At 30.4% G+C, this 1,417-nt stretch carries 1 protein-coding gene; it reads left to right on the forward strand.

The window, feature by feature from the left end; translation table 11 throughout:
* Positions 1 to 125 precede the first annotated feature (125 nt).
* Positions 126 to 1,235 (forward strand): IS4 family transposase, encoded by a 1,110-nt coding sequence (locus BS62_RS15155; RefSeq protein WP_496492091.1) that lies wholly within the window; start codon positions 126 to 128, stop codon positions 1,233 to 1,235.
* Positions 1,236 to 1,417 lie beyond the last annotated feature (182 nt).

Below are 1,417 nucleotides of genomic sequence, written 5' to 3' on the forward strand. Positions count from 1 at the left end.
CTTCTAGTGTTGCATCAAAGAAATACTTACAGATTGACAATGGAAAAAATTTAATAATGAAAAAAAGAACCTCCTTGTGGTTTAATGGTTTTGTCCAGAAACCAAACACAAGGAGGTTCTTTTTTATGACTATTACTATTAATAATAATAAATTAGTTTTTCATAAATTGCTAGAGGAAATTGGAGGTAGTTTTCTTAATAGTACAATAAAGAAATACGATGGAGATTATAGAAGTCAGCACTTTGACTCAAAATCGCATATAAATTCAATGTTGTACTTGAATATAAGAGGATGTAAGAGTCTGCGAGAAGCAGAAGCAGAAATATCATCCAACAGAAAATTAAAAAGTCTCATAAATGTTCCTAGTGTTTCTCAGTTTTCCCGTAAAAACGCTACGCGTGACTATCGAATCTTCGAAGATATATTTTATCATTTAGTTGAGAAGGCAAACAGGAGGTTTGGAGCCTCTAGGCTTTTGAAGGACATCCCACCCGTAAGGATAATTGACTCTACTGTAATTTTAGTGGCACTAAAACTTGCACCTCTTTTAAAAATAGACAATGAAAGATCTGGTATAAAGATTAGTACTTTGTTTAACGGTGAATATCCTGAGAAGGTAAATATTGTTTCTGGGAGGGTAAATGATAGAAAATGTATTGATGGCTTTTTTGAAGACAAAGATTCTATCTACGTTTTTGATAGAGGTTATTACGATTATCGTTGGTATGACAAACTTACTGAACAAGGTATTAAGTTTGTTACAAGAGGAATGAAAAATGCTATTGTAATGGAAGAAAGAATACTAGACTCTAATCCTTCTAAGGATATATATGATACAGAAATAACCCTAGGGTCTACTCCCGGAGGGAATCTAACGTTTAAAAACTACAGAGAAATTATGACATTTGATGAAAATGGGGAAACAGTAACATTTATAACAAACATTTTTGACCTATCTACTGAAGACATAATAAAAGTATATAAACATAGATGGGAAATAGAAATTTTCTTTAAATGGATAAAGCAGAATCTAAAAATAAAAAAATATATAGGATACAATGAAAACGCTATAAGAATTCAGATATTTTCTTCTTTAATTGCATATATGTTAATTTATTTATGCTGTAAAGTTATAATTGCTAAGTATTCTATGTTAACGCTAACGCGTATTGTTCGTTCAAACTTACTTGAATACTTTGATGAATATGTAATGGAATATTTTCGGACACGCTGATTTTGGTAAAATATAGAAAATTGATTTTGCATAGAGGGATAGGTCTAACTAAACATATAGTAAAATATTGGCCTTAAATGAAAATAAAGTAAAATAAGCAGCTAGTGGTAAAACTAATTACCAATAGCTGCTTATTTGGATTTGTCAAGTATTCAATTTCTACCTAAATGCAACACTAGAAG

The organism is Sporacetigenium mesophilum DSM 16796, from assembly GCF_059569055.1.

Bases quoted from the DNA above. Each gene is read 5' to 3' on its own strand.
- BS62_RS15155 (WP_496492091.1), top strand. From the start codon at position 126: ATGACTATTACTATTAATAATAATAAATTAGTTTTTCATAAATTGCTA.